Below are 18,837 nucleotides of genomic sequence, written 5' to 3'. Positions count from 1 at the left end.
CAAGGCGTTCGCCGGCAAGCCGGTGCTGCGCGGCATGGACCTGACGATCGCCCGCGGGGAGATCCTCTACATCATCGGCACCTCGGGCGTCGGCAAGTCGGTGACGATCAAGCACCTGGTCGGGTTCCTGCCGATCGACGCCGGCGAGATCTGGTTCGACGGCCAGCGCCTCGATCAGCTCGACGAGCCCGGCTTCTACCCGATCCGGCGCCGGATCGGCATGGTCTTCCAGAGCGCGACCCTGTTCGACGCGATGACCCTGGCCGAGAACGTGGCGCTGCCGCTGCGCAAGCACAAGCGCCTGCGCTGGCGGGCCGCGCTCGACGACGCCCGCCGCCGGCTGGCCGAGGTCTACCTGGCCGAGTTCGCCGACCGCTACCCGACCGAGCTGTCCGACGGCATGCGCAAGCGGGCCGCGATCGCGCGCACGCTCACGCTCGAGCCCGAGGTCGTGCTGTTCGACGAGCCGACCACCGGCCTCGACCCGATCAACGCCCGCCGCATCGACCGCCTGATCCTCGAGCGCTCGCGCTCGCTGGGCGTGACCTCGGTCGTGGTCTCGCACGATCTGCCGTCGATCATGACCGTGGCCGACCGGGTCGCGTTCCTGTACCAGGGCCGGGTCCACTGCCTGGGCACCCCGGCCGCGCTGGCCGCCTCGGCCGATCCGATCGTCCAGCAGTTCATCGGCGGCACCGCGAGCGGCCCGATGGAGACGCCGGGGTTCTGACGACGCGGGCCGAGGTCGGCGGGCGCGCGGCGGCGCGCGCGACCTGCCCTCGACGACGCGCGCCGAGGTCGGCGGCTCGCCCGCGGCGAGCTCGAGCTGCGCCCGCGCTCACGGGTTGGGGTGCGTGTCGGGGCGGCCGGTGTGGCCGATGATCCGCCAGGGCGTGCGCTTGAGGATCCGGCCCAGCTCCTTGGCGTCCTCGGGGAACTCGGGGTCGCTGCCGAGCCGCGCCAGGCTGCCCTCGCCCCGGGCCAGGACCGCGAGCAGCGCGCGGGTGCTGGCCATGAGCGCCTGGGCCCGGGCGAGCTGGTGGTCGACGTCGTCGAGCAGGCCGCGGATCCGCGCCAGCGCCGCGGGCGCCGCCGTCGCGAGCTGGCCGCGCACGCGCGCGACCTCGGCCAGGAGCTGATCGGCCGCCGCGCGCAGGGCCGCGATCTGGGTCCGCATCCGCCCCAGCGCCGCCTCGGCCCGGTCGGCCAGCGCGCCGAGCGCCGCCGGGTCGGCGCCGGCGTCCTCGAGGGTCGCGCCCAGGGTCCGGGCCTCGGTGACCACCGCCCGGATGCGCCCGCCGAGCGCGGCCAGCGCGCCGGGCTCGGGCTCGGCCGCCTCGAGCGTCGCCGCCAGCGCGGTCAGCTCGGTGCGCAGGCGGTCGAACTCCGGGCGCACGTCGTCGAGGAATCGCCGCGACGTCATCAGGTTGTCCCAGGTGCGCTGGAGCGCGCGATCGATCAGCGGCGGATCGACGCCGCGCACCATCGCGCCGGCGGCGATCGGCGCGGCCGGCGCGGCGCCGGCGGGCGGCGGCCCCAGCTCGAGGTAGCGGCTCGACAGGAAGCCCTTCGACGAGATGAACACCTCGGCGTTGGCGGCCCAGCGCCGCCGGCTCGCGGGCGTGAGGCGGACCACGACCACGGCGCCGCCGGTCGCGGCCAGCGGGTGATCGGGCGCGACCCCGCCCGGCGCGACCAGCGTGATGTGATCGATGCGCCCGATCGCGGCGCCGGCGACGATCAGCGGCGCGCCCTCGCGCAGCGACCCGACGTGGGCGAACGCGACCTCGACCCGGTCGCCGCCGCCGAACGACAGCCGCGGCCAGATCGCCAGGACGAACACGACCGCGAGCGCGATCAGCGCCAGGGCCGCGGTCCCGACCGCGAGCTGGGCGCGCGGCTCGCCGCCGGGAGTCACGCGCTCACTCCTTCCAGAAGAACTTCCAGGGATTGCGCTTGAGGTCGCGGATCAGCTCGCGCACGTCGAGGTAGACGTCGTCCTTGACCAGCAGCGCGCCGGCGGTGCCCTTGCCGGCCCGCAGATCGGTGACCAGGCCGTCGACGTTGTCGATCAGCCCGCCGGCCTTGCCCACCGCGCCCGCGGCCTTGTCGGCGACGCCGATCGCGCGATCGACCCGATCCTCGGTGACGATGCCGGTGACCCGGCGCGCGTCGGTCATGAGCGCCACCGCCTCGGGCGTGACCTTGTCGATGGCCTGGCGGCCGCTGACCAGCAGCAGGTCGGCGTCGTTGACCGTGCGCGCCAGCGCCCGGCCGTCGACCGAGGCGTTGAGCTTGGCCAGGGTCTGCGACGCCTGGTCGGCCAGGCCGGTCGACGAGCTGATCAGCTTGCCGAGCTGCGCCTTGTTGTCGCGCAAGAGCTCATCGGCCGAGGCCACGGCGCTGGCGCTGTTGCGGAGCAGGTTCTTGATGACGTCCTTGTCCTCGGTCAGCACCTGCGACAGCGAGTCGAGCACGTCGTACAGGCGCGACAGCACCAGGTCGGTCCGGGGCGGGTTGCGCCCGACCCGCTTGTCGCCGGCCGGCACCGGCGGCCGCTCCCAGTCGCGGCCCGGCACGATCTCCAGGTACTGCTCCCCGAGCACGCCGGCGGTGTTGATGAAGAACTCGGCGTCCTGGCGGATGCTGTCCTTGGCCCGGTCCTCGATCCACGCCTCGACCCGCACGTAGACCCGCCGGCCGGTCGCCGGGTCGAGCTTGCCGCCCATGAAGGTGACGTCCTCGACCTTGCCCACCTTCATGCCGGCGACCTTGACCGGCGCGCCCGGCTGCAGGTTGCCGCTGTAGTCGTAGTCGACGTAGATCGTGTAGCCCGACGACAGCGACCAGTTGCCGAGGACGAACACGAACCCGACGAACACCGCCGCCGCCACCAGCAGCATGACGCCGACCTTGAACTCGAGACCGCGCTCGCGCATCAGGCATCCGGCGGGGCGTCGGTCGGCGCGTCGATCGGCTCGGGCGCGTCGATCGGCGGCGGCGCGTCGACGTCGGGGGCGTCGACCGCCGGGGCGTCGATCATGGCCGCGTCGATCACGGCGCCGTCGATCACGGCGGCGTCGGCCTGGGCGCCGTCCGGGCCGGCGGCGTCGATCGCGGCCGCGTCGGGATCGCCGGCGTCGACCTCGACGTCGGGCCCGTCGATCTGGGCCGCGTCGATCGAGGTGGTGGCCGCGCACACGTGCGGGACCACCCCCAGGTCGCACACCAGCCCTACGTCACACTCGCTCGACGCGACACACTCGTCGCCCGCTTGCTTGAGCGAGCTGCCGCCGCAGGCGGCGGCGAGCGCCAGGATCGCAGGGGTCAGCCAGGGACCGAGCCGACGGGTCATGGCCCCGAGCCTACCCCAGATCGCCGGTCAGGGCGCCGCCAACGTCGCCGGGGCGGTCTCGAAGTTCAGCTCGACCGAGATGCCGTCGGGGAACCGCGACTTGCCGTTGGGCAGGAGCGCCTCGGTGCAGTGCTTGACCACGACGCCGCCGACGACCTCGTCGCGGATCTCGGTGCCGTCGCCGTCGATGCACAGGTCGACGACCTTGGTGTCGGGGTCGTTGTCGCTGTCGGTGTCGCAGAAGATCTCGAGGCCGTCGCGGTCGACGTCGATGTCCGGGGTCTTGCAGCCCGGGTGGGCCGAGCCGTTGGGCTGGGTCGGCAGGGCCAGGAGCGTGCCGAGCACGTTGGCGAAGATCGCGTCGAGCAGCGAGTCCTCGGGCTTGAGGCCGATCTGATCGACCGTGAGCCCGCGGATCGTGTCGGCGGTGCGCGCGTCGATGACGCCGCCGAGGTGGCCGTTCTTGAGCATGATGAAGCCGCCCTGCTCGACCACGTCGGCCTTGATCTGGGTGCCGGTGATCTTCAGCGTCAGGACGATGTCGCTGGTGATCGGCACGCTGACCGCGAACAGCGACGGCCCGGCCGTCAGCTCGAGCTTGCCGCCGGTCATCTTGACCTCGCCCGAGTCGAACTTGATGATCGGCGCGCCGTTCTCGAACGACAGCGGATCGATCGAGATCGTGTCGGGGGTGTTGTCGAACGGGTAGCAGGTGTCCGGCGGATCACCGGCGCCGCGGTCGGCGACGCCGCTGCAGTCGTTGTCGTAGCCGTCGCCGCAGATCTCGACCTGGCGCACGCTGGCGACGAGGCCGCCGACCAGCGGGTTGGTGTCGTCGCAGTCGCCGGTCGCGGGCGAGGCGCCGTCGCCGTCGCGATCCATCGTGTCGGCCGACGGGGTCTGGCTGGGGCCGTCGTCCTGCTCGTCGGCGAGGCCGTCGCAGTCGTCGTCGATGAAGTTGCCGGGCACCTCGACCGCGCCCGGGTGGATCGCCATCGCGTGATCGTTGCAGTCGCCGTTGGCGACGGCGGTGTCGTCGCCGTCGGTGTCGGCGTCGGCGCGATAGTCGCCCAGGTAGAGCGCGAACTTGACGCAGCTGTCGACCGCCGCGGTCGGGAAGTCGAACATCTCCATCGGGATGAGGAGGGAGTAGTCGTTGAGCGAGTCACCGATCGCCGGGTTGGCGAGCGCGCCGACGCCCTGGAGCTTGTTGTCGGGGCGGCCGTCGCCGTCGAGGTCGAAGCCGTCGGACTGCGAGCCGATCGCCAGCTTCGAGATGACCTGCGTGTGCATGCCCGTGAACTGGGCGATGCTCTGGCCCTGGCACTCGGGCTTGGGCTCGAACAGCGGGGGCAGGCCGGCGTCAGGGGTGGCGGCGTCGTCGCCACCGCAGCCGTAGAGCGGCACCGCCGCGAGCACAAACGAAGCCAGGGTACGAATACGCATGAATCCTCCTCGGGCCGGAGGATAGGCATCCGGACACGTCAGGGTCAACCACGACCGATCGGCGCGTGATCGCGACCGCGGGCGCTGGTCGGTCCGCGGGCACCGTCCGGAGAACCGGCCGGACCGGCGGCCGTCCGCTCGGCCAGGTCCGCCGGGCGGCGCGGGATGATGGCGGCGGCGCGGCGGCTGGATGAGCGCCCGTTCCCACCGGCCGGCGCTGGGCGACGCGTCGTGGGGCGCCGCCCTTCCCGCCCGCGCCGGGACCGCTCACAATGCGGGCGTGGCTCGCGCGACCCGTGCGCTCCTGATCGTGGCGGCGCTCGCGGCCGGCGCCGGGGTGAGCCGCGGCCACAGCCCGCCGTCGGACGCGACCGTCGACCGCTACCTCAAGCTGACGCCGATGGGCGACCGCGTGCGCCTGGCGTACACGGTGGTGTTCGGGCAAGGCCCGGGCGCGCGGGTCCGCCAGCGCCTCGACCGCGACCGCGACGGCCGGGTGTCGCCGGCCGAGGCCGACGTGCTCGGGCGCGAGCTCGACCGCGACGTCATGGCCGCGCTGACGATCGCGATCGACGGCCAGCCGGTGCGCTGGACCTGGGCCCGGGTCGACGTCGGGCTCGGCGCCGACACCGTCGCGGCCGGCGCGCTGTCGGTCGATCTGATCGCGTGGCTGTGCACGGGCGGCGGTGACGCCCACGGCCTGACGATGCGTGACGAGCTGCGGCTCGACGCGATGGGCGCGACCGAGCTGACGGTCGAACGTGGGCCGGGGATCACGATCGCCGCGCGCACGCTCGGCGGCGAGCGTCTCGAGGACGACGTCGCGAGCTGGACCGGCGTCGGCGGACCGATCGCCACCGGCCTCGAGCTGCGCTACGCCGCCAGCGCCACGGCGACCCGCCCGCGCGACGGCCGCTGCCACGCCGATCGCGGCGCCGCCGCGCGGCGATCGTGGCTGCTCGGGTTCGGCGTCGGGGCGGCCGCGGTCGCGGCCTTGGTCGGCGGGCTGGCCTGGCGCCGGCGGCGCCGACGTTGACCGTTGCGGCTCAGCGCGCGAAGTCTTCCATCGGCGGACAGCTGCACACCAGGTGGCGATCGCCGTAGGCGTTGTCGATGCGCGCCACCGGCGGCCAGTACTTGTAGTCGCGCAGCCACGCCGCCGGGTACGCCGCCTGCTCGCGCGCGTAGGCGTGCGGCCACTCGGTCGCGGTCACGGCCGCCGCGGTGTGGGGCGCGTGCTTGAGCGGGTTGTCGGCGCGATCCATCGCCCCGGTCTCGACCGCGGCGATCTCGTGGCGGATCGCGATCAGCGCGTCACAGAAGCGATCGAGCTCGGCCCGGGGCTCGCTCTCGGTCGGCTCGACCATGAGCGTGCCCGGCACCGGGAACGACATCGTCGGCGCGTGGAAGCCGTAGTCCATCAGGCGCTTGGCGATGTCCTCGGCCTCGATCCCGGCCGACTTCTTGAATGGCCGGCAGTCGAGGATGAACTCGTGCGCGACCCGGCCGCGGGCGCCGCGGTAGAGCACCGGGTAGTGGTCCTCGAGCCGCTTGGCCATGTAGTTGGCGTTGAGGATCGCCACCTGGGTCGCGCGGGTCAGGCCGTCGCCGCCCATCATCGCGATGTAGGCGAACGAGATCGGCAGGATGCTCGGCGAGCCGTACGGCGCCGCCGACACCGGCCCGGTGCCGCCGGGCGCGACCGGCGCCAGCGGGTGCCCGGGCAGGTGCGGCGCCAGGTGCGCGGCGACGCCGATCGGGCCCATGCCCGGGCCGCCGCCGCCGTGCGGGATGCAGAAGGTCTTGTGCAGGTTCAGGTGACAGACGTCGGCGCCGATGTCGCCGGGCCGGCACAGCCCGACCTGGGCGTTGATGTTGGCGCCGTCCATGTAGACCTGGCCGCCGGCGTCGTGGACGGTCGCGCACAGCTCGCGGATGCCCTCCTCGAACACGCCGTGGGTCGACGGGTAGGTCACCATGATCGCGCCCAGGCGCGCGCGATGGAGGTCGGCCTTGGCGCGCAGGTCGGCGAGATCGATCGTGCCGTCGGCGGCGGTCGCGACCGGGACCACCTCGAAGCCGGCCAGGACCGCGCTCGCCGGGTTGGTGCCGTGGGCGCTCATCGGGATCAGACAGATCGTGCGGTGATGATCGCCGCGGGCGTCGTGGTAGCCGCGGATCGCGAGCAGCCCGGCGTACTCGCCCTGGGCGCCGGAGTTGGGCTGCAGCGACACCGCCGGGAACCCGGTGATCTCGCCGAGCCACGCCTCGAGCTGGGTGAACAGCGCCCGGTAGCCGGCGGTCTGCTCGACCGGCGCGAACGGGTGCAGCCGCCCGAACTCGGGCCAGGTCACCGGGATCATCTCGGTGGTGGCGTTGAGCTTCATCGTGCACGACCCGAGCGGGATCATCGACGTCGTCAGCGACAGGTCCTTGCTCTCGAGCTTGTGCAGGTACCGCAGCAGATCGTGCTCGGACCGGTGGCGGCGGAACACGTCGTGGGTGAGGAACGCCGAGGTCCGGGCCAGGCCGTCGGGCAAGGCCGGGGCCTCGGCCGCGGTCAGCTCGGCCAGCGCGAACGGCAGGTCGCCGCCGGCGAAGCACTCGAGCAGCGCGAGCACGTCGTCGGCGCTGGTGGTCTCGTCGCACGACAGCCCGACGCCGTCGGCGAAGCGGCGCAGGTTGAGGCCGTGATCGACGCCGGCGGCGAGCACCTCGGCCTGCCGGTGGGCGTCGAGATCGACGCGGAGGGTGTCGAAGAACACGCCGGCCCGCGGCGCGTAGCCGAGCCGCGCCAGCCCGGCCGCGACCACCGCGGTCCAGCCGCGGACCCGGCGCGCGATCGCCGTGAGCCCGTCGGGCCCGTGGTAGACGGCGTACATCGACGCCACCACCGCCAGCAGCACCTGCGCGGTGCAGATGTTCGAGGTCGCGCGCTCGCGGCGGATGTGCTGCTCGCGGGTCTGCAGCGACAGGCGGTAGGCCGGCCGGCCCTTGGCGTCCTTGCTGACGCCGATGATGCGCCCCGGCAGGAGCCGGCGGAACCCGTCGGTGGTGGCGAGGAACGCCGCGTGCGGGCCGCCGAAGCCCATCGGCACGCCGAACCGCTGGCTCGAGCCGATCGCGATGTCGGCGCCGAGCTCGCCGGGCGAGGTCAGGATCGTCAGCGCCAGCAGATCGGTCGCGACCACGACCTTGACCCCGGCGGCCTTGGCCGCGGCCACCAGCGCGCGATCGTCGTGGACCGCGCCGTCGGTGGTCGGGTACGACAGGAGCATCCCGGCGACGTCGGCGGTGATCGCGGCGGCCAGCCCGGCGCGCTCGACCACGCGCACCTCGACCTTGAGCGGGCGGGCCCGGGTCGCGACCACGGCCAGGGTCTGCGGGTGGGTGGCGGCGTCGACGACGAACACCGTGCGCTTGCGCTCGTGCGCCTCGACGCACATGTTCATGGCCTCGGCCGCCGCCGTGGCCTCGTCGAGCAGCGACGCGTTGGCCAGCGGCAGCCCGGTCAGATCGCTGACCATCGTCTGGAAGTTGATCAGCGCCTCGAGCCGGCCCTGCGAGATCTCGGCCTGGTACGGCGTGTAGGCGGTGTACCAGCCGGGGTTCTCGAGGATGTTGCGCAGGATCACCGGCGGCGTGATCGTGTCGTAGTAGCCCTGGCCGATGAACGAGCGGAACACGTGGTTGTCGCCCGCCAGCGTGCGCAGCTCCTCGAGCAGGCGGTGCTCGGTGAGCGCGGGGCCGAGGTCGAGCGCGCGGCCGAGGCGGATCGCCGCCGGCACGGTCGCGTCGGCCAGCTCGTCGAGCGAGCCGAGCCCGAGGGTCGCGAGCATCGCGGCCAGGTCGGCGTCGCGCGGGCCCAGGTGCCGCGGCGCGAAGGTGTCGGAGGGAGCGAGCGTGGATGGAACAGGCGAGGTCGGGGGCACGGCGAGCGGAACGTAGCAGGCCCCCCGGCAGCCCTCCAGGGCCGCGCGCGGGCGAAGATCGTTCCCGCCGGGGGGCGCGACACGACGACGCGGGTGCCGGCTCCAGGCGGCGCCTCGCTCCGGATCCCCGGTTCCGGTTCCGGCTCCGGATCCGGCTCCGGTTCCGGCTCCGGCTCCGGCTCCGGCTCCGGCTCCGGTTCCGGCTCCGGTTCCGGCTCCGGCTCCGGTTCCGGCTCCGGCTCCGGCTCCGGTTCCGGCTCCGGATCCGGCTCCGGCTCCGGTCCCGGCTCCGGCTCCGGCTCCGGCTCCGGCTCCGGTTCCGCTTCCGGCGCCGCTTCCGGTTCCGGATCCCGGCTCCGGTTCCGGCTCCGGCTCCGGCTCCGCTTCCGGCTCCGGCTCCCGCTCCGGCGCCGGCGCCGGCTCCAGCGTCGGCTAGCTCTTCAGGAACGCGAACCAGCGCTCGGGCAGATCCGCGAGGGTCATCGGCTCGTCGCAGCTCGGGCAGGTCGCCGGCGGGGCCTGCAGCGCGCTCAGGGTGGCGCGGTGGGCCTCGACCTCGATCAGGATCGAGGCCTCGTGGGCGCAGTGCGGGCACAGGTACGGCGCGAAGAACGAGCGCACGGCGCCTCCGCCGCGCACCGCCGGGATGAAGCACATCTGCTCGACCAGCGGCTCCGAGCAGCGCTCGTGGACGATCGCGGCGCCGGCCCGGGCCAGGGCGTCGAGGAAGTGCATCCACTCGCGGATGCCGATCGAGTTGATGAAGCCCAGCTCGCCGCTGTCGACGACGACCTCGCGCGCGGCCCAGGTCGGCACGTGCTCGACCAGCGTGGTCAACTCGTCGAGGCGGCCGCGCAGGGCCAGCCGCCGCCGCGTCGCGTCGCCGCTCACCGTGATCGACATCGCCTTCACGGGATCATCGTCCGGGAACTGCCCGGCCTGGTCAATACGAGACCGCGAGGTTGGCGGCCGCGCCGAGCCAGCGATCGAGCGCGCCGCCGACGTCCTGGTTGGGATCGCCGTCGCGGAGGTTGGTCATGTCGCCGTTGCCGACGAAGTCGAACCCGAGCTGGGTGAAGTCGGCGCGCAGCCGCAGCAGCACCCGCGGGGTGATCGCGGCGTCGATGATGACGGCGCCGGCGACGCCGGTCACCTCGGCCGCGCCGTACTCGGCCGGCTGCTGGATCGCGCCGGTCGAGCGCACCAGCATGCCCTGCCCGGCCAGCGACAGCGCCAGCCGGTCAGTGCCCAGCGGGATCCGCAGGGTCAGGCCCGGCTCGATCGTGCGGTAGTCGACGTCGGGCAGATCGAGCGGCGGCCGGTCGGCCAGCGGGACCCGGTCGACCAGGAACGCCCGGCGGCTGTAGCCGACGCCGACGGTGACCGACGGCAGGCTCGGCGACTGACCGAACGCGTAGCGGAACCGCGCGCCGACCTCGAGGTGCGACTGCTCGGTGGTGAGCTTGACGTCGGGGGTCTGGTCACTGCGGGTGGTGAGCAGAAATGTGCGCTCGTAGGCGGCGTAGACGCCGAGGCCGCCGGCCACCGAGCGCGGCGACCCGAACGCCAGCGGGTACAGCTCGATCGCGACCCGACCGGCGGGCACGAACGCGCCCTTGTACCCCTTGGGCGGGCGATCGAAGTTGGCGCGCGACGAGAACGTCAGCGTGCGGCTGACCGCCATCGCGCCGGTCTCGAAGACGATGCCGGGCCGGCGGATCTCGCGCCCGGCGGTCGCGGGCCGACGCCGGCGACGGCTCCCGCGGTCGTCGTCGTCACGATCCCGATCGTCGTCGTCGCGCCGCCGGGTGTCGCGGTCGTCGTCGTCGTCGTCATCATCGCGGCGCCGGCGGGTGTCGCGATCGTCGTCGCGATCGTCGTCGCGATCGTCGTCGCGAACGTCGTCGCGATCGCGGTCGCGCACGTCCCGATCGCGATCGTCCCGGTCGTCCCGGTCGTCCCGGTCCCGGTCGTCCCGGTCCCGATCGTCCCGGTCCCGATCGTCGCCGCCGCGCACGACGCGGTCGAGCACCGCGAGCAGCTCGCGCGTGACCTCGCGCTTGCCGGCCGGGCCCAGGCGCTTGGCCTTCATGCGCACGATCATGGTCTTGTCGACCCGGCCGTCGGCGCGGCGCAGCTTGATCCGCAGGACGTACTCGCCGTCGTCGCGCCGCATGGTCGCGTCGACCACCACGTCCGCGCCGAGGGCCCGGGCCACGTCGGCGATGTCGCGTGGGTCCGACGAGCCCAGGCCCTTCTTGCGCGCCACGCGGGTGTAGTCGTCGCCGTTGCGCAGCTCGTGCTTCTCGGCCACGGCGTCGTCGAGCATCCGCTCGAGCTCGCCGTCGTCGTCGCCGCCGACGGTCATGACCACCACCACGCCGGCGTGGGCCGCGGCGGCGCTGGCGGCGACCAGCGCGAGGGCGGCGAACGAGGTCAGGCGGCGCATCACTCGGGCTAATGATGCAAGGTGCTTGCCGGGCCCTGCAATCGCGAAGTGTGGGGAATCGCAGATCGGCGAGCCCGGCCATGGCGGGGGTCGCGACCCCGGAATCGGTCGGTCGGCCCTTGCGCCGACCTGCGGCCCGTGGCGACCTTGCCCCGACATGACCGAACCCACCGACCGGCAACGCCTGCGAGTCACTGGCAACCACCGCGCGGTCTCCGACCCCAGCGTCAGCGTCTCCGATGGGGAAGACGTGGACGTGGTCGTGGTGGTGACCCAGGCCTACGGGCCCCGCGGCGACAACCTGGTCGGCGTGTCCGACGTCACGTTCGACGACCAGCCCGCGGTCACGATCCGGGTCCGGGGCGCTGGCCTCGAGGGCGACGTGCACCTGTCGCCGATCCACGGTGACTCGCGCAAGGCCGGGCTCGAGCTGCCGGCCGGCACGGTGTGCGAGCTGCTGTGCCCGGTGTCGGGGCTGCCGCTCGAGGCCGTCGGCGACGTCGAGGACGGCACCGAGGCGAAGTACTTCGCGCTGTACCTCACGCCACAGCTGTCACGGGGGTCGATGGTGATGATCTCGAACGTGTGGGGCCACTACCACTCGCGGATCGTCGACGACTTCGAGCTGATCTCGGCCTGGGCCGATCATCACGCCGAGGATTGAGGACCGCGTTCCAGCGGGAGCGTCGCAAGCGCTGACGCGGGCGGCGTGGCGGCTCAGACGTACTGCTGGCAGCGGCCGCAGTAGCTGCGCTGGTACTGGGCGACGAACTGGGTCGGGATCTGGCAGCGGGGACACATCGCGGCGGCCGGCGGCTGGCCGTAGCCGGGCCCGGGCTGGCCGTAGCCCGGCCCGGGCTGGCCGTAGCCCGGCGCGGGCTGGCCGTAACCCGGCCCGGGCTGGCCATAGCCCGGCGGCTGACCGTAGCCGAACCCGCCAGTCGGCACGGCCCGCGCTGGCGCGAGCCCGACCGCAGCCACCACGACCGCGGCGATCGACCCCGCCATCGCCAGCATCGCCGAGTAGCCGAGCGACGGGCCCATGCGCCCGTGCGACTCGGAGAACACCCGCACGATCACGTAGAGCCCGCCGACGATCGCCACGCCGGCGACGATGAACAGCGCGACCCGGGCCATGCGCCGGCCCCCGAGCGCCAGCGCGCCGATCAGCGCGGCCATGACCGCGGCGGCGAGGCCCGCGGCGAAGGTCAGGAGCCGGGCCGCGTACAGATCCTTGGGCGCGCCGTGGACCTCGAGATCGAGCCACGTGCCGCGACACTCCGAGCCGCCGTCCTCGGCGTGGCACATGTAGCTGCCGACCAGTCCCATGCCGGCCTCGACCCGTCCGGCGTCGATCGTGAACCAGCTGCGCGTCACCGTGCCGATCGCGATGAACAGCGCGCACACGAGCAGCCCGATGGCGGCGCCGCGGCTGGGACCGGTGACGAGGGCGGGCGACGTGGGCTGCATCCGCTCACGGTACACGACCGCCGCGCCGCTGCGCACGGCGGCGCGGCCGTTCGTCGCGCGCCGACTCGCCCTCAACCGTTGGTCGCGCGCGCCCGCCCTGCCCTCAGCCCGCGCTGCCGCGGGCCCGATCGATCAGGCCGCCGAGGGGCGACCGCGGCCGGTCGTCGGGCCGCTGTAGTAGCGCTTGGCGATCCACAGGAACACCGGCGGCGCCAGGAAGACCGAGGAGTACGCGCCGGTGATGATGCCGGCGTTCATCGCGAACGCGAAGTTGCGGACCAGGCCGGTGCCGAACAGGTTCATCAGCAGGGTCACCGCGAACACCGTGCACGAGGTCAGCATCGAGCGCACGACGACCTCGTTGAGCGAGATGTCGACGATGCGCTCGAGCTTCTTGTCCTTGAGCTTGATCTGGTTCTCGCGGATGCGGTCGAAGATGACGACGGTGTCGTTGACCGAGAAGCCGATGACGGTCAGGAGCGCCGCGACCGAGGTCAGCGACACGTCGGTCCAGGTCACCGAGAACACGCCGACGACCATGATCGCGTCGTGGAACGTCGCGAAGATCGCGCCGGGCGCGTAGCGGATGTCGAACCGCACCGCGAGGTACAGGGTGATGAGCAGCATGGCGTAGAACAGCGCCTTGATCGCGTCGTTGCGGAGATCGGCGCCGGCCTTGGCGCTGACCTGCGAGGACGCCTCGGTCACGACGTCGACGTCCGGCAGCGCCTGCTCGAGGACCAGCTCGTACTGACGGTCGAGGCCGTTGAGCGCGAACGTCTGGCGGTACTCGCCGGTGCCCTCGTCGGGGGTGTCGTAGAGCTTGGCGCTGTCGCCCCAGGCCTTGACCTCGAGCCCGGCGGCGGTGAACACCGGCGCGGCCTCGACGTCGGTGATGTGCCCGGTCGAGCGCACGAACAGGCGATCGCCCGACCACTGCATCGAGTCGATGCCGCGGTCCGCGAACTTGGCGGCGAACGCGTCGCCCGCCGACTTCTTCTGCTCGGGCGTCGTCGCGCCGAACCTCGGCGTGCGGATCATCGTGCCGCGCACGGTGACCTCGCGGTCGCCGACCTCCTGGGTCCAGGTCATCTCGGACACGTCGAAGCCATCGGCGCCGGCGTCGGCCAGCGCGGCGCGCACCTTGGCGGCGTCAGCGTGGACGTAGGTGTCGGGCTTGTTCTTGTCGCGGAACGCGTAGACGATCTCGGTGCCGCCCTTGAAGTCGATCGTCCAGTTCATGTAGCTGCCGCGGACGGCCTTGTTCACGAACAGCGAGCCGATGCTGACCGCGACCAGCAAGGTCGACAGCAGCATCCAGATCCGGAACTTGGAGACGAACCCGAAATCGGTGCCGGGCTTGACGAGGTAGCGGAAGTTGTGGTCGGAGGCCGCCATGGGAGGTCCTTCTGCGCGTGGCCAGTAGTCAGTCGTGAGGAGCCGAGCCGGGGTCGATCAGATCGAGATCGTCGCCAGCTCGCCCTTCTTCTTCGAGATGTACCAATCGAAGAGGAGGCGGGTGACCCAGACGTTGACGAACAGGGTGGTGGCGATGCCGATGAGCAGGAGCACCGCGAAGCCGTGGACCGGGCCGCTGCCGTACTGCAAGAGCACCCAGCCGGCGGCGGCGGTCGTGAGCTGGCCGTCGAGGATGCTCGAGAAGGCGCGCGAGAAGCCGATGTCGACGGCGCCCTTGACCGACTTGCCGAGCAAGAGCTCGTCGCGGATGCGCTCGTAGATGAGGATGTTGCCGTCGACGCCGAAGCCGATCGTCAGCACCAGCGCGGCGATGCCGGGCAGGCTGAGCGTGGCGCCGAACATGGCCATGACGACCATCTGGAACACGACGTTCAGGATCGTGCCGGCCATCGCGATCGTCCCCGACCACTTGTAGATGCTGAGCATGATCAGGATGACGAGCACGCCGCCGAGGCCGAAGGCGAGCTGGGCCTTGGCGACCGCGTCGCGGCCCAGGGTCGGGCCGAGCTCGGCGACCGACTCCTCGCGGAGCGGCGCCGGCAGCGAGCCGGTCTTGAGCACGTTGACGAGGTTCTGGGCCTCGGCCTCCTGCTGGACCGCGTTGGCGCCGCCGACGGTGATCGTCGAGCGGCCCTGGCGGATGGCGCCCTGGATCACCGGCGCCGAGCTGATCTTGTCGTCGAGGATGATCGCCATCTTCTTGCCGACGTTGGCCGCGGTCAGGTCGCCGAACTGGCGGCCGCCGAAGCGGTTGAAGTCGACGAGTACCTCGGGCCGCCCGGTGTTCTGATCGTAGTTCGCCATCGCGTTGGACACGCCGCTGCCGGTCAGGCGCACCGCGCGCTCGAGGTAGTACGTGCGCCAGTACGGGCGCTTGTCGGCGATCTCGCTGTCCTGCTGGGGCTCGTTGAACTCGAAGCCGAACGCGGAAGTCCTCGCCGACCGCCATGGCCGGATCCTGGGCGGCGAGCTTGGCCAGGTACCGCTCGAGCACCTTGCGGCCCGACACCGTGCAGGTGACCTTGCCGCCGACGTCCTTGGTCTTGTCGTAGCAGTTGAGGGCCTTGGCCTCGTCCTTGGTGAGCACCTCCTCGCGATCGCTGGCGATCAGGAAGTAGTCGATGAACTCGTCGCCGCTCTTGTCGGCGGTCCAGCCGTCGGTGTAGGCCTTGATGCCCTGGTCGATGGCCTCGGGATCGCGCGGGTTGTCGGCGGCCCCCACGTGGCGGAAGATCGCCTTCATCACGGCGTGGTCGTTGGCGACGATCTTGAACTCGAGCTTGGCGGTGCGGGCGATCAGCTCCTTGATGCGCGCGGTCGACTCCTTGGCCAGACCCGGCAGCTCGACGATGATCTGGTCGTCCTTCTGGATGACGGTGGGCTCGGCCACGCCGTCCTCGTCGACGCGCTCGCGCACGGTCTTGACGGCCTGCTCGAGGGCGCGCTTGCGCACGTCGTCGGCGAACCGCGACGCGATCCGGACGCAGATCGCGGCCGGCTCGTCGCACGGCCGGCCCGAGATGATGCCGGCGTAGTCGGAGTTGACCAGCTTCTCGGCCTCGGCCCGCTTGGTCGGGTCGGCCGGCCGGATCGTCAGCGCGCCGGGCGCCACCGCCGGGGTCGAGACCTTGGCCTCGATGCCCTTCTCGGCCAGCTTGGCCTCGATGTCGCGCTTGAGCTCGGACGCCTTGTCGTCGACCGCGGTGTCGAGGTCGATCGAGTAGACGAAGTGGGCGCCGCCCTTGAGATCGAGGCCGAGGTTGATCTTCTTGTCGAAGGGGTACCACGACGGCAGCGCGCCGCCGACGAACGTCGGCAGCAGGTACAGCACGCTGAACAGGAGCAGGGCCGCGAAGCCGAGCGTGCGATTGCGAAGTGAGCGATCCATTAGCAACCTCGAAGACCAGTCAACCGGACCGAGGGCCCGGGCGAAGCGAAGCGTCGGCGAGCTCAGGCGGCCTTGGACTCGTCCTTGCCCTTGGCCTCGTCCTTGCCGGAGCTCTTGTCGGAGCCCTTGTCGTCGGACTTGGCCGACCAGGTGTTCTCGATGTACGCGCGCGGCACGCGGACGCGGACCTTCTCCTGGATCTCGAGGACGACGACCTCACCGGGCTGCACGCCGGTGATCGTGCCGATGATGCCGCCGCGCGTGATCACCACCGCACCCTTGCCGAGCTTGCTGAGCATCTCCTGATGCTCGCGCTGCTTCTTCGCCTGCGGCCGGATGATCAGGAGCCAGAAGACTCCGAAGATCAGCAGCATCATGATGGGCATCTGCATGGCGGCCATGGTGGCTCTCCTAGGTGCGACGTGCGATCCGGCCGGGCCGAACCAAGTTCCCGAAAAAGTTGTGGGTGAGTAGCACCCGGTCCCGCGGGGGTCAAGCCGTACGGACGGCCGGCCATGACCACAAGGTCCCTGCGACATCCCGCCACGCTGGATCTTCGGTCAGGTGGAGGGCCTGGCCCTGCCCGCCTGTGGGGCGCGGACCAGGTCAGGCCTACCGGACCAGCCAGTCGGGCCTGGTTAGATGGGCTGCCCCTCGGTCAAGATCTGCTCCCGCAGCGCCCGCATGTGGCGTGCGTAATACGTGAGGTTGTGAAGCGTTGCCAGCCTTGAGGCGAGGATCTCCTTGGCGACGTGCAGGTGCCGCAGGTACGCGCGGGAGTGGCGGGCGCAGGTCATGCACGGGCACGCGGGGTCGATCGGCCCGAAGTCCTTGCGATGCTTGGCGTTCGTGATGACGACCCGGCCCTCGGAGGTGAACAGGTTGCCGTTGCGGGCGTTGCGGGTCGGCATGACGCAGTCGAACATGTCGACCCCGGCCATGACCCCGCGGGTGAGATCGGCGGGGGTGCCGACCCCCATCAGGTACCGCGGCCGCTCGAACGGCAACGTGTGGGCGAAGGCGTCGAGCACCCGGTACATCTCCGGGATCGGCTCGCCGACCGACAGCCCGCCGATGGCGTGGCCGTCGAAGCCGATCGGCACGATCGACTCGGCGTGGCGGGCCCGGCGCTCGAGGTCGACGCCGCCCTGGACGATCCCGAACAGCGCCTGCCCGGGCGGACGCGCGACCGCGGCCGAGCGCGCGGCCCACGCGGTCGTCCGCGCCAGCGCCTGCTCCTGCACCGGCGGCGGCGCGTCGCCGGGCGGGCATTGGTCGAACGCCATCGCGATGTCGCTGCCGAGCACGCCCTGGATGTGCAGCGAGACCTCGGGCGTGAGCCGGTGGCGGCTGCCGTCGATGTGGCTCTGGAACGTGACGCCGTCGTCGTCGATCTTGTTGATGCCGGCCAGGCTGAACACCTGGAAGCCGCCCGAGTCGGTGAGGATCGGCCGGGTCCAGCCGGCGAACCGGTGCAGCCCGCCGGCGGCGCCGATGACCTCGAGGCCGGGCCGCAGGAACAGGTGGTAGGTGTTGCCGAGGATGATCCGGGCGTCGAGGGGCTCGGCCTCGAGCTCGCCCGGGGTCATGGCCTTGACCGAGCCCTGGGTGCCGACCGGCATGAACACCGGCAGCGGGATCGAGCCGCGCGGGGTGTGCAGCCACCCGGCCCGGGCGTTGCCGAGCGCGTGGGTGAGCTCGAGCTGGAAGCCGGTCGTGGGGAGATCGACCTTCACGGGGCCTCGCGCTCGAGCAGCATGGCGTCGCCGTAGCTGAAGAAGCGGTAGCCGGCGGCGACGGCGTGGCGGTACGCCGACATCACGCGGTCGTACCCGGCGAAGGCGCTGACGAGCATGAGCAAGGTCGACTCCGGGAGATGGAAGTTGGTGACCAGGGCATCGACGATCTGGAAGCGGTAGCCGGTGCCGGGCCGGATGAACAGCCCGGTGGCGCCGGGGCCGACCGCGACCTGGCGCGGGCCGGTGGCGGCGCTCTCGAGCGCGCGCACGACCGTCGTGCCGACCGCGACGATCGGCCGGCCCGAGGCCACCAGCGCCGCGGTCGCGGCCGGGACGTCGAAGCGCTCGACGTGCATGGCGTGGGCGGCGAGGTCGTCGACCCGCACCGGCGCGAACGTGCCGAGCCCGACGTGGAGCGTGACGTGCGCGAGCGTGCCGCCGCGCGCGGCGATCGCGTCGAGCAGGCCCGGCGTCAGGTGCAGGCCGGCGGTCGGCGCCGCGACCGCGCCGGGCGTGCGCGCGTAGACGGTCTGGTAGCGCTCGCGATCGTCGGCCGCGGGGCCGTCGGCCCGGGCGATGTACGGCGGCAGCGGCAGCTCGCCGACCCGGTCGAGCAGGCCGAAGACGTCGCCGGGGCCGGCGGCCGGGACCGCGATCGCCAGGGCGCCGCCGTCGCCGCGCGCCGACGCGACGGTCAGGGTGATCGACGGATCGCCGTCGGGCGTCAGCGGATCGCCGGGGTGCAGGCGGCCGCCGGCGCGGGCCAGGCACCGCCACGCCACCTGCCCGGCCGGCACCGGCGTCGGATCGGGCTCGACGAACAAGAGCTCGACCGCGCCGCCGCTGGGGCGGTGGCAGTGGACCCGGGCCGGCACGACCCGGGCGTCGTTGACGATGACGACCGGGTCCGGCGGCAGGTGGTCGAGCAGCGCCGGGAAGCGCGTGTCGACGTGGTCGGCGCCGCGCACGACCAGCAGGCGCGAGCCGTCGCGCGTGGCCGCCGGGGCCTGCGCGATCTGCGCGGCCGGCAGGTCGAAGGCGAAGTCGGCCTTGCGGTGCATGGGGCCGGTTTCCGTATC

16 protein-coding genes are annotated in these 18,837 nt (G+C 72.4%); 3 read left to right on the top strand and 13 right to left on the bottom strand.

Going from position 1 to position 18,837, the window contains the following annotated elements; genetic code table 11:
- Positions 1 to 34 precede the first annotated feature (34 nt).
- A complete protein-coding gene (locus tag IPL61_09950; GenBank protein MBK9031641.1) occupies positions 35 to 730 on the top strand; it encodes an ATP-binding cassette domain-containing protein in 696 nt (231 codons plus the stop codon).
- 108 nt (positions 731 to 838) lie between these two features.
- Here IPL61_09950 and IPL61_09945 read toward each other — a convergent pair whose 3' ends face one another.
- From IPL61_09945 to IPL61_09930, 4 genes are read right to left on the bottom strand one after another with little or no spacing between them, the layout of a single operon-like run.
- Entirely contained in the window at positions 839 to 1,918 is a 1,080-nt protein-coding gene (locus tag IPL61_09945; protein ID MBK9031640.1) for an MCE family protein, read from the bottom strand.
- Positions 1,919 to 1,922: 4 nt separating this feature from the next.
- Positions 1,923 to 2,939: an MCE family protein gene (locus IPL61_09940; GenBank protein ID MBK9031639.1), complete on the bottom strand. Its 1,017-nt coding sequence runs from the start codon at positions 2,937 to 2,939 to the stop codon at positions 1,923 to 1,925.
- A complete protein-coding gene (locus IPL61_09935) occupies positions 2,939 to 3,355 on the bottom strand; it encodes a hypothetical protein (GenBank protein MBK9031638.1) in 417 nt (138 codons plus the stop codon). The genes IPL61_09940 and IPL61_09935 overlap by 1 nt, the downstream gene beginning before the upstream one ends.
- Before the next feature lie 27 nt (positions 3,356 to 3,382).
- The gene (locus IPL61_09930) at positions 3,383 to 4,801 is read right to left on the bottom strand and encodes a putative metal-binding motif-containing protein (GenBank protein ID MBK9031637.1); all 1,419 of its coding nucleotides are present in this window, start codon (positions 4,799 to 4,801) and stop codon (positions 3,383 to 3,385) included.
- 280 nt (positions 4,802 to 5,081) lie between these two features.
- On the opposite strand from IPL61_09930, the gene IPL61_09925 reads away from it, so the two are divergent.
- Complete coding sequence (locus IPL61_09925; GenBank protein MBK9031636.1) at positions 5,082 to 5,837, top strand: hypothetical protein; 756 nt, start codon at positions 5,082 to 5,084, stop codon at positions 5,835 to 5,837.
- Positions 5,838 to 5,847: 10 nt separating this feature from the next.
- Here the strand turns inward: IPL61_09925 and gcvP are convergent, their stop codons facing one another.
- From gcvP to IPL61_09910, 3 genes are all read right to left on the bottom strand, one after another.
- Positions 5,848 to 8,733, bottom strand: coding sequence for an aminomethyl-transferring glycine dehydrogenase (gcvP, locus tag IPL61_09920; GenBank protein MBK9031635.1), 2,886 nt, complete (start codon positions 8,731 to 8,733; stop codon positions 5,848 to 5,850).
- A 432-nt stretch (positions 8,734 to 9,165) separates the two neighbouring features.
- Positions 9,166 to 9,645 (bottom strand): hypothetical protein, encoded by a 480-nt coding sequence (locus IPL61_09915; GenBank protein MBK9031634.1) that lies wholly within the window; start codon positions 9,643 to 9,645, stop codon positions 9,166 to 9,168.
- 31 nt (positions 9,646 to 9,676) lie between these two features.
- Positions 9,677 to 11,182: a hypothetical protein gene (locus IPL61_09910; protein ID MBK9031633.1), complete on the bottom strand. Its 1,506-nt coding sequence runs from the start codon at positions 11,180 to 11,182 to the stop codon at positions 9,677 to 9,679.
- 250 nt (positions 11,183 to 11,432) lie between these two features.
- Between IPL61_09910 and IPL61_09905 the strand changes: the two genes are divergently transcribed.
- Positions 11,433 to 11,846 carry a hypothetical protein gene (locus tag IPL61_09905; protein ID MBK9031632.1) on the top strand — a complete coding sequence of 138 codons (414 nt, stop codon included), beginning with the start codon at positions 11,433 to 11,435 and terminating at the stop codon, positions 11,844 to 11,846.
- A 53-nt stretch (positions 11,847 to 11,899) separates the two neighbouring features.
- On the opposite strand, the gene IPL61_09900 is transcribed toward IPL61_09905, so the two are convergent.
- The 6 genes from IPL61_09900 to queA all read right to left on the bottom strand — a co-directional run bounded on the left by IPL61_09900 (position 11,900) and on the right by queA (position 18,819).
- On the bottom strand, positions 11,900 to 12,652 hold the full coding sequence (locus tag IPL61_09900; protein MBK9031631.1) for a hypothetical protein: 753 nt from the start codon (positions 12,650 to 12,652) through the stop codon (positions 11,900 to 11,902).
- A 132-nt stretch (positions 12,653 to 12,784) separates the two neighbouring features.
- On the bottom strand, positions 12,785 to 14,050 hold the full coding sequence (gene secF, locus IPL61_09895) for a protein translocase subunit SecF (protein MBK9031630.1): 1,266 nt from the start codon (positions 14,048 to 14,050) through the stop codon (positions 12,785 to 12,787).
- Between the two features lie 57 nt (positions 14,051 to 14,107).
- Positions 14,108 to 15,229, bottom strand: a complete 1,122-nt coding sequence (gene secD, locus IPL61_09890) for a protein translocase subunit SecD (protein ID MBK9031629.1) — start codon at positions 15,227 to 15,229, stop codon at positions 14,108 to 14,110.
- Positions 15,230 to 16,081: 852 nt separating this feature from the next.
- Positions 16,082 to 16,420 carry a preprotein translocase subunit YajC gene (gene yajC / locus IPL61_09885; GenBank protein MBK9031628.1) on the bottom strand — a complete coding sequence of 113 codons (339 nt, stop codon included), beginning with the start codon at positions 16,418 to 16,420 and terminating at the stop codon, positions 16,082 to 16,084.
- 237 nt (positions 16,421 to 16,657) lie between these two features.
- Entirely contained in the window at positions 16,658 to 17,755 is a 1,098-nt protein-coding gene (tgt, locus tag IPL61_09880; GenBank protein ID MBK9031627.1) for a tRNA guanosine(34) transglycosylase Tgt, read from the bottom strand.
- On the bottom strand, positions 17,752 to 18,819 hold the full coding sequence (gene queA, locus IPL61_09875) for a tRNA preQ1(34) S-adenosylmethionine ribosyltransferase-isomerase QueA (protein MBK9031626.1): 1,068 nt from the start codon (positions 18,817 to 18,819) through the stop codon (positions 17,752 to 17,754). The genes tgt and queA overlap by 4 nt, the downstream gene beginning before the upstream one ends.
- Between the last annotated feature and the right edge of the window lie 18 nt (positions 18,820 to 18,837).

It is taken from the genome of Myxococcales bacterium (assembly GCA_016717005.1).
Taxonomy (GTDB): Bacteria; Myxococcota_A; Polyangia; order Haliangiales; family Haliangiaceae; genus UBA2376.
Note: the sequence above shows the minus strand (reverse complement) of the source record. Positions and strands in the feature narration are given on the sequence as shown.